The organism is Streptomyces torulosus (assembly GCF_001419765.1).
Classification (GTDB): domain Bacteria; phylum Actinomycetota; class Actinomycetes; order Streptomycetales; family Streptomycetaceae; genus Streptomyces; species Streptomyces torulosus.
In genome coordinates this window covers 1-9,088 of record NZ_LIRK01000158.1, presented here as the reverse complement: position 1 = coordinate 9,088, position 9,088 = coordinate 1, and the positions used below count along the sequence as shown (strand labels likewise).

Annotated in this window: 6 protein-coding genes and 1 pseudogene; 5 read left to right on the top strand and 2 right to left on the bottom strand. The window is 70.4% G+C overall.

Annotation, left to right across the window (positions count from 1 at the left end):
- Positions 1-311 precede the first annotated feature (311 nt).
- The 3 genes from AOK23_RS11865 to AOK23_RS11855 all read left to right on the top strand — a co-directional run bounded on the left by AOK23_RS11865 (position 312) and on the right by AOK23_RS11855 (position 4,727).
- Positions 312-1,007, top strand: a complete 696-nt coding sequence (locus AOK23_RS11865) for an HAD family hydrolase (RefSeq protein ID WP_055712689.1) — start codon at positions 312-314, stop codon at positions 1,005-1,007.
- 451 nt (positions 1,008-1,458) lie between these two features.
- Positions 1,459-3,063, top strand: coding sequence for an ABC transporter substrate-binding protein (locus AOK23_RS11860; protein ID WP_055712688.1), 1,605 nt, complete (start codon positions 1,459-1,461; stop codon positions 3,061-3,063).
- An 80-nt stretch (positions 3,064-3,143) separates the two neighbouring features.
- A complete protein-coding gene (locus AOK23_RS11855; protein ID WP_055712687.1) occupies positions 3,144-4,727 on the top strand; it encodes an ABC transporter substrate-binding protein in 1,584 nt (527 codons plus the stop codon).
- Positions 4,728-4,836: 109 nt separating this feature from the next.
- Here the strand turns inward: AOK23_RS11855 and AOK23_RS11850 are convergent, their stop codons facing one another.
- Positions 4,837-5,508: a response regulator gene (locus AOK23_RS11850; RefSeq protein ID WP_055523022.1), complete on the bottom strand. Its 672-nt coding sequence runs from the start codon at positions 5,506-5,508 to the stop codon at positions 4,837-4,839.
- Between the two features lie 14 nt (positions 5,509-5,522).
- Positions 5,523-6,467 (bottom strand): RecB family exonuclease, encoded by a 945-nt coding sequence (locus AOK23_RS11845; RefSeq protein WP_055712686.1) that lies wholly within the window; start codon positions 6,465-6,467, stop codon positions 5,523-5,525.
- Positions 6,468-7,257: 790 nt separating this feature from the next.
- Here AOK23_RS11845 and AOK23_RS11840 point away from each other — a divergent pair.
- Together AOK23_RS11840 and AOK23_RS11835 are read left to right on the top strand one after the other, a co-directional pair.
- Positions 7,258-8,715, top strand: a complete 1,458-nt coding sequence (locus tag AOK23_RS11840) for a site-2 protease family protein (RefSeq protein ID WP_420823703.1) — start codon at positions 7,258-7,260, stop codon at positions 8,713-8,715.
- Positions 8,716-8,786: 71 nt separating this feature from the next.
- Positions 8,787-9,088, top strand: a pseudogene (locus AOK23_RS11835) (tRNA (adenine-N1)-methyltransferase); the annotation flags it as partial.

Below are 9,088 nucleotides of genomic sequence, written 5' to 3'. Positions count from 1 at the left end.
GTGACCGGAAAGGTTCACCGGCTCGCGACGCCCGGCACGGCACCTCGCGGCGTTGTCGCATGACCCGAGTACATCCAGTACGCGGGTCATGCTCCGCCTTGCGAGGCACCGCACCGGACGCCGCGAGCTTTCCGGCAAACCCTTCCGGTCACAGCACTGGCCGGCGTCCGGTCGCGTACCGGGTCCGTCGTCGGGTCGGTCGGCCTCGACGAAAGGCGCTTCGCCGCGCGGCGTCGTACACTGGTCGGTCCACCGCAGGCCGGTTCCCCACCCGGGAACCGGCCTGCTCGTCCCACAAGGAGGTGCGCCGGATGACCACGACGATCCCCGCGCTAGGAACCCGGACGGCCGAAGGCTCCGCCCTGCAGGCCGTGCTCCTCGACATGGACGGAACCCTGGTGGACACCGAGGGTTTCTGGTGGGACGTGGAGGTCGAGGTCTTCCGCTCCCTCGGCCACACCCTCGACGAGTCCTGGCGCCATGTCGTGGTCGGCGGCCCCATGAGCCGCAGCGCGGGCTTTCTCATCGAGGCCACCGGCGCCGACATCACCCTCGCCGACCTGTCCGTGCTGCTCAACGACGGCTTCGAGGCCCGGATCGGACACGCCCTGCCGCTGATGCCCGGTGCGGCGAGACTCCTCGCCGAACTCGCCGCGCACGGCGTCCCCACCGCCCTGGTCTCCGCCTCCCACCGGCGCATCATCGACCGCGTCCTGACCACCCTCGGCCCCCAGCACTTCGCCCTGACCGTCGCCGGCGACGAGGTGGAACGCACCAAGCCGTTCCCCGACCCCTACCTCCTGGCGGCCACCGGGCTGGGCGCCGACCCGGGCCGGTGCGCGGTCATCGAGGACACCGCGACCGGTGTCGCGGCCGCCGAGGCGGCGGGCTGCCACGTCGTCGCCGTGCCCTCCGTGGCCCCCATCACCCCCGCCGCCCGGCGTACCGTCGTGACCTCGCTGGAAGAGGTCGACCTGCCATTCCTGCACGGCCTGATCACGCTCTGACGGCGACGGAAATGGGCCCGTCCATGCACCCAGCGTGAACAATTGAAAGCACAATAAAAACTCAAGATCATTAACGGGCTTCCGGCGCCCGGAATTCCGGCCGGGGAAAACTGAATTCCCGCCATCGGGAAGCCCCTTCGGCCTGTGACGTTGACCACTCGGCCCCGGCCCTCGCGGCCGGGCCGGGCACGTCCAAACCCCGCTTTCAGGGGCGATTAGCGCGCCCATGTGTCCCGATTGATGCAGGGTGCACCAAACATTCCACCGACGCCCTCATCCGTGCGTCCACACCCGGCTCCACAGCGTGAGGTGAACTCAACTCCGGTGCGCGCGGGCGCCTTACACGGGGGCGGGCTAATCTCGACGCGGAAACATCGCCGTACCGCCCGGGACCCGCCCGCACCACCCCGCAGGCACCCGTCCCGGAATTGAGCTCTGGAGAAACTCGAGCATGAACCGCAAGACCCTGGTGCTGCCGGCCGTCCTCGGCCTGCTCGCCCCGGTGATCGCCGCCTGCGGCGCCACCGACGGCGCGAGCAGCGACGGTGACGCGATCGTCGTCGGCACCACCGACCGGTTCACCGCCTCGAAGGAGGCCCCGGCCCCGATCGACCCGGCCTACGCCTACGACGTCGGCACCTGGAACATCCTCCGCCAGACCGTCCAGACCCTCCTCGTCCAGCCCAGCGGCGACGGCGAACCGGAGCCCGAGGCCGCCTCCCGCTGCGGCTTCACCGACACCGGCAGCGAGCGCTACGTCTGCACCCTGCGCGACGGCCTCAAGTTCGCCGACGGCAGCCCGATCACCGCCGAGGACGTCAAGTTCTCCATCGACCGTGCCCGCTCCATCAAGGCCGACAGCGGTGTCTTCGCCCTGCTGTCCACCATCGACCTCGTCGAGACCAAGGGCGACAAGCAGGTCATCTTCCACCTCAACGGCCCCGACGCCACCCTCCCGTACAAGCTGTCCACCCCCGTCGCCGGCATCGTCAACCCCGCCGACTACGACAAGGACAAGCTCCGCGACGGCTTCAAGGTCGACGGCTCCGGCCCCTACACCCTGGACGCCGAGGTCGAGAACAACGAACTCGTCAAGGCCGTCTTCACCAAGAACCCCCACTACCGGGGCCACTTGGACCCGAAGAACGACCAGATCGAACTGCGTTCCTTCGCCGACCCCGACGCCATGGGCAGCGCGCTCGAGAGCGGCGACATCGACCTGATGACCCGGACCATGACGCCGGCACAGATCGACAAGTACGCCAAGTCCCAGGACAAGAACATCGACCTCGTCGAGTCCTCCGGCCTGGAGATCCGCTACCTCGCCTTCAACACCGACGCGTCCCCGGTCAAGAGCACCGCCGTCCGCCGGGCCGTCGCCCAGATCATCGACCGCGGCGCACTCGTCTCCAAGGTCTACGGCTCCCAGTCCGAGCCCCTCTTCTCGATCGTCCCGGCGGGCATCACCGGCCACTCCAACTCGTTCTTCAACAAGTACGGCGACCCCAGCGTCTCCAAGGCCACCGCGACCCTGAAGCAGGCCGGCATCACCACCCCGGTCAAGCTGACCCTGCACTACACGACCGACCACTACGGCGCCGCCACGAAGACCGAGTTCGAGGTCCTGAAGAAGCAGCTCGACGACAGCGGCCTGTTCGACGTCACCATCAAGGGCGCGCCCTGGTCCACGTTCCGCCCCGCCGAACAGAAGGGCGAGTACGCCGTCTACGGCATGGGCTGGTTCCCGGACTTCCCGGACGCCGACAACTACCTCGCGCCCTTCCTCGACAAGGACAACTTCCTCAACTCGCCGTACGACAACAGCGAGATCCGCAGCAAGCTGATCCCCGAGTCCCGTCGCGAGGCCGACCGGCTCACGGCCTCGGAGAGCCTCACCGGCATCCAGGACATCGTCGCCGACGACGTGCCGATCCTCCCGCTGTGGCAGGGCAACCAGTATGTCGCCGCCCGCGACGACGTCACCGGCGCCGAGTACGCACTCAACTCCGCCTCCACGCTCCAGCTGTGGCAGCTCGGCCGCGGCATCGGCGACTGACCGCACTCTTCACCACGCGCGCCGAACCCGGGGGAGCCCGGCGCGTCCCGACACCCGACGACAACACAAGGCACTCACACGTGAACATGCGCACCCAGTGGCCCGTCCTGACCATCGCGACAGGGCTGGCCGCCGGCCTGCTGACCGGCTGCGGCTCCGAATCCGGGGGGACCGGGGACTCCGGCTCCAACGTGGTGCTGGGGATGTCCGACGACGTCCTGGCCACCGACCCCGCCTCCGGCTACGACCCGGGTTCCTGGCTCCTCTTCAACAACGTCTTCCAGTCGCTGCTGAGCTTCCCCAACGGCGCCACCGAGCCCGAGCCGGACCTCGCCGAGGAGTGCTCCTTCGCCGACTCCAAGACCACCGTCTACGAGTGCACCCTGAAGAAGGGCCTGAAGTTCAGCAACGGTGAGGACCTCACCGCGAAGGACGTCAAGTTCTCCTTCGACCGCATGCTGAAGATCAACGACGACGCGGGCCCGGCGATCATGTTCCCCATGCTCGACAACGTCGAGACGCCGGACGACACCACCGTCCGCTTCAACCTGAAGTACGCCGACGCCACCTTCCCCAGCAAGATCGCCTCCGGCGCCGGCGCCATCGTCGACGAGAGCTCCTACGACGCCGACGGCCTCCGCAAGGACGGCGAAGCGGTCGGCTCCGGCCCCTACAAGCTGGAGTCCTTCGGCAAGGACCAGGCCGTCTTCGCCGTCAATGACAACTACAAGGGCCCCGCCGACGTCGAGAACGAGGGCATCACCCTCAAGTTCTTCCACGGCAAGCAGGACGCCCTGAAGAAGGCCCTCCTGGAGGGTGAGGTCGACGTCGCCTTCCGTGGCCTCAGCGCCGGAGCCATCTCCGACATCGAGACCGACACCTCCACCGCCAGCGGCGTCGAACTCGTCGACGGCACCGGCGCCGAGGTCCAGCACCTGGTCTTCAACATGAGCGACCCGGTCACCGGCAAGATCGGCGTCCGCCGCGCCATCGCCCACCTCCTCGACCGCGAGGCCCTCGTCGACGAGGTCTACCAGGGCACCGCCACCCCGCTGTACTCGATCATCCCGGCGGGCATCACCGGCCACAACACCGCCTTCTTCGACACCTACGGCGCCCGCCCCTCGAAGGCCAAGGCCGAGGCGGCCCTGCGCGCCGACGGCATCACCGACAAGGTCGAACTCACCCTCTGGTCCACGCCGTCCCGCTACGGCCCTTCCACCGACCAGGAGCTCGAGGCCATCGCCAAGCAGCTCAACGACTCCGGCCTGTTCGACGCCAAGGTGAAGTCCGTCGAGTTCGCCCAGTACGAGAAGGACATAGCCGCCGGCAAGTACGGCCTCTACGTCAAGGGCTGGGTCCCGGACTACCCGGACCCCGACAACTTCACCAGCCCCTTCTTCGGCAAGGGCAACGTCCTCGACAACAACTACACCAACAAGACCATCACCGGTGATCTCCTGCCGAGCACAGCCGCCCAGAGCGACCGCTCCGCCACCGAGCAGGAATACGCCGAACTGCAGAACCTCGTCGCCGAGGAGGTCCCCCTCCTCCCCGTCTGGCAGGCCAAGCAGTACGCCGTCATCCGCGACAACGTCTACGGCCTCGAGTACTGCCTCGACGCGTCCACCGTGTTCCGCTTCTGGGAGATCAGCAAGGACTGACAGCCCGTCCCCTGACGGCCCACCAGCCGTTGAGCCCCCCATCAACACCCGAGGGCGCCCCCTTCACCACGAAGAGGGCGCCCTCGGCGCGTCGTCGACCCCGTGTCCGCTACTGCGCGCCGGGACGCACCAGCCCGCTCTCGTACGCGTACACCGCCGCCTGCACCCGGTCCCGCAGCCCCAACTTGGTGAGCACATGCCCCACATGCGTTTTCACCGTCGTCTCGCTGACGAACAGATCGGCCGCGATCTCCGCGTTCGACAGCCCCCGCGCCACCAGCTTCAGCACCTCGACCTCACGGTCGGTCAGCGTGTGCAGCGTGTCCGGCACCGGCTCGTCCCCCGACGGCAGATGCTCCGCGTACTTGTCGAGGAGCCGGCGCGTGATGCTCGGCGCCAGCATCGCCTCACCCCCCGCGACCACCCGGATCGCCTGCACCAGCTCATGTGCGGGCGCGTCCTTCAGCAGGAACCCGCTGGCCCCCGCCCGCAACGCCTCCACCACGTACTCGTCCAGATCGAACGTGGTCAGCACCAGCACCTTCGCCGGACCGTCCCGCCCGGGACCGGTGATCTGACGGGTCGCCTCCACCCCGTCCATACGGGGCATACGAATGTCCATCAGAACCACATCGGGCTGCAACGCCCGCACCTGGTCGAGCGCCTGGAGGCCGTCTCCGGCCTCCCCGACGACCGCGAGATCCTGCTCCGCCTCCAGAATCATCCGGAAGCCGGTACGCAGCAGCGGCTGGTCGTCGACCAGTAGGACGCGGATGGCCACGAAAATCTCCTTCGCTAGTCCGGGCCCATTCTGCCCTGCGCCTCGGCGGGAGACTCCGGCGACCTCACCTGCAAGGGATACGGCGGGGGAGTACCACCGAATTCCGGACACACCGCCTGGTGGTCGCACCAGCCGCACAGCTTCGTCGGCCGGGGCCGCCACTCACCGGTCTCCGTGGCCAGCCGGATCGCCTCCCACAGCGCCAGCAGCTTGCGCTCCACCCGCTCCAGATCCGCCATCACCGGGTCGTACGTCAGCACATCGCCACTGCCCAGATACACCAGCTGCAGCCGGCGCGGCACCACCCGCTTCAGCCGCCACACCACCAGCGCGTAGAACTTCATCTGGAACAGCGCGCCCTCCGCGTACTCGGGCCGCGGCGCCTTCCCCGTCTTGTAGTCGACGATCCGCACCTCACCCGTCGGCGCCACGTCCACCCGGTCGATGATCCCGCGCAGCCTGAGCCCCGAATCCAGCTCCGCCTCCACGAACAACTCCCGCTCGACCGGCTCCAACCGGGTCGGGTCCTCCAGCGTGAACCAGCGCTCCACCAGCCGCTCGGCCTCCGCCAGCCAGCCCGCGAGCCGCTCGCCCTCCGGGTCGTCCGCGAACAGCTCCACGACCTCCGGCCGCGACTCCCGCAGCCGGTCCCACTGCGCCGGCACCAGCGACTTGGCCTTCGGCGCCGTCCGCTCCGCCGCCGGCGCGTCGAACAGCCGCTCAAGCACCGCGTGCACCAGGGTGCCCCGCGTCGCCGCCTCGCTCGGCTTCTCCGGCAGCCGGTCGATCACCCGGAACCGGTACAGCAGCGGACACTGCATGAAGTCACTGGCCCGCGAGGGCGACAACGAGGCCGGGGGCGCCGCCTCCCGCGCAGGGCGCGCGCCCTCTTCGCCGGTGCCCTCCGCCGCGCCGGAGGGGGCGGTGTCGGCGCCGGTACCGTCGGTGCTGATTTCCATGACGACAGACCATACGGCCCACCACTGACAGTGACCGCCACGGGGCCGTCGGCGACGGACGGCCGACCGGCCCGCACGTTCCCGGGCCGCCCCCGCCCACCGAGAGGCCCGTGTGCCTGCTGCGACGCGGGGAAAACTGAGGGGGTGCCGGGGCGGAACCCATGACGGCGACCGCATAGCATCGACCACAGACCCTTCCGCCCCTAGACACGGGCGCGGAAGACGCTTCGAACGAGGGGACATCGTGGAGACGAGCGGCGGGAGCGGGCAGCCGCGGTCGGGCAACGACGACGCGACCGAACACACGGACGGCGTGACCACCCACACCGCCGACCTCGCCCCCACCAACCCTGCCGAACCGACACCCGAGGGCACCCCCGCCCCCGGTCGAGACCCGCAGACCACGGAGGGCACCGAGGGCACCGAACCCTCGGACCTCACGGACGAGACCGGGGCGGACACGAAGGCCTCCGGGGGAGCCGGGAAGCACGGCGCCACCGGGGGTGCCCGGACGCCGGAGGCCGCCGGAGGCGCGGGGGAGTTCGGTGAGCCGGACGCTTCCGAGGAGTCCGCGGGCACGGGCCGCACCAGGGGCGCCGAGGCCACCGGCCGACCGGATCGCCGCGCAACCGCCGACCGGCCCGAGACCCCGACGACCCCCGGCCAGGCCGAGGCCCCGACGACCCCCGGCCGGCCCGAGCGACCGGACGCCGCCGAGGACCCCCGGTCGCCCGCCGACGCGCAGCAGCCATCCGCCGACCCGCAGCCCTCCGAGCAGCCCGCGCCCTCAGTGGACGCGCAGCCGTCCGAGGACCCCACGCCCTCGGCGGACGCGCAGCCGTCCGAGGAACCCCGCCCGGCCGACGGCCCCCAGCGGCCCGCGGACGCCCTCACGCCGCAAGGCCACCGGCCAGCCGCAGACACCCCCTCCTCCGAGAGCTCTCAGCCGTCCGACGCGACCCACCCGCCAGCCGGCCCCACCTCCCTGCGCAAGGGCCCCTCGACCGGGTCCTCCGCCGGGCCCGAGGACGACACCGCCAGTACCGCTCGGCCCTTCGCCCACGGCGGCGGGCCCAAGCCTCCCGAGCGGCCCAAGGAGCCCGGGGGCGGCATCCTCATGGGACGCCCCTTCGGCGTACCCGTGTACGTCGCGCCCAGCTGGTTCCTCGTCGCCGCCCTCATCACCTGGGTCTTCGGCGGCCAACTCGACCGCGTCCTGCCCGAACTCGGCGCCCTCCGCTACCTCGTCTCCCTCTTCTTCGCGGTCGCCTTCTACGCCTCCGTCCTCGTCCACGAACTCGCCCACACCATCGCCGCCCTCCGCTTCAAACTCCCCGTACGCCGCATCCAGCTCCAGTTCTTCGGCGGTGTCTCCGAGATCGAGAAGGAGTCCGAGACCCCCGGCCGCGAGTTCGTCCTCGCCTTCGTCGGCCCCCTCCTCTCCCTGATCCTCGCCGGCGCCTTCTACCTCGCCCTCCTCGCCGTGGAACCCGGCACGGTCCCCGGCGTCCTGCTGGCCGGCCTGATGATCTCCAACCTGATCGTCGCCGCCTTCAACCTCCTCCCCGGCCTGCCCCTCGACGGCGGCCGCATGCTCCGCGCCGTCGTCTGGAAGATCACCGGCAAGCCCATGAGCGGCACCGTCGCCGCCGCCTGGGTCGGCCGCGCCCTCGCCCTCTCCGTCCTCATCGGACTGCCCTGGCTCACCCAGTCCGGCCTCCTCGGCGCCGACGCCACCGACAGCGTCGGCATGGACACCGTCCTCGACGCCCTGCTCGCCGCGATCCTCGCCGCCATCATCTGGACCGGCGCCGGCAACAGCCTCCGCATGGCCCGCCTGCGCGAACACCTCCCCGAACTGCGCGCCCGCGCCCTCACCCGCCGCGCCGTCCCCGTCGAGACCGACACCCCCCTCTCCGAAGCCCTCCGCCGCGCCAACGAGGCCGGCGCCCGCGCCCTCGTCGTCGTCGACGCCGACGGCGAACCCCTCTCCCTCGTCCGCGAGGCCGCCATCGTCGGCGTCCCCGAACACCGCCGCCCCTGGGTCGTCGTCAGCGGCCTCGCCCAGGACCTCACCGACGGCATGCGCGTCTCCGCGGAACTCGCCGGAGAAGAACTCCTCGACGCCCTCCGCGCCACCCCCGCCACCGAATACCTCGTCGTCGAGGAGACCGGCGAGATCTACGGCGTCCTCTCCGCCGCCGACGTGGAACGCGCCTTCGTCAAGGCCATGGCCAGGCCCTCCTGACCCGCACGGCCCCCCACCACCCGGGCACAGCCGTGGTCTGCGGCCCCTTCGGGGACCGGTAGGCTGGTCACATGTCCGAACCGACCGGTGCCGCCCGCCGTCGCGGGCCCTTCAAGGTCGGGGACCAGGTTCAGCTGACCGACCCCAAGGGCCGCCACTACACGTTCACGCTCGAAGAGGGAAAGAACTTCCACACCCACAAGGGTTCCTTCCCCCACGACGAGCTGATCGGCGCACCCGAGGGCAGCGTTGTCCGCACCACCGGTAACGTCGCCTACCTCGCGCTGCGCCCCCTGCTCCCCGACTACGTCCTGTCCATGCCCCGCGTCCTTGGGGTAGACCACGGCGGCGCCGCGGGGCATGGACAGGACGT

Excerpts from the sequence above, each read along its gene's own strand:
- AOK23_RS11860 (WP_055712688.1), top strand. The coding sequence starts at position 1,459 with ATGAACCGCAAGACCCTGGTGCTGCCGGCCGTCCTCGGCCTGCTCGCC.
- AOK23_RS11865 (WP_055712689.1), top strand. The coding sequence starts at position 312 with ATGACCACGACGATCCCCGCGCTAGGAACCCGGACGGCCGAAGGCTCC.
- AOK23_RS11845 (WP_055712686.1), bottom strand. The coding sequence starts at position 6,467 with ATGGAAATCAGCACCGACGGTACCGGCGCCGACACCGCCCCCTCCGGC.